Source organism: Streptomyces sp. NRRL S-378 (assembly GCF_000720645.1).
GTDB lineage: Bacteria > Actinomycetota > Actinomycetes > Streptomycetales > Streptomycetaceae > Streptomyces.
Window position 1 is genome coordinate 1 of record NZ_JOBX01000239.1, and the last position, 227, is coordinate 227.

Below are 227 nucleotides of genomic sequence, written 5' to 3' on the forward strand. Positions count from 1 at the left end.
CGAAGGCCTCCGCGAACACCGGGAAGGCCCCGTACAGCTCACGCCCCATCCCCAGGCGCTGCGCACCCTGCCCCGTGAACAGCACCGCCAGACGGCCGGCAGCGACGGCAGCGACGTCGTCTCCTTCGGCGAGGGCCCGCAGGCCGACGACCGCATCGCCGGTTCCGGTGGCGACGACCACCGCCCGGTGTTCCAGCGCCGCACGCGACGTGACCAGCGAGTACGCG

General features: G+C 74.0%; 1 protein-coding gene. It reads right to left on the reverse strand.

Translation table 11 applies throughout. From position 1 onward, the window contains the following. The coding region (locus IH80_RS45575; protein WP_037882510.1) for a hypothetical protein at positions 1-227 on the reverse strand (227 nt) is incomplete at both ends.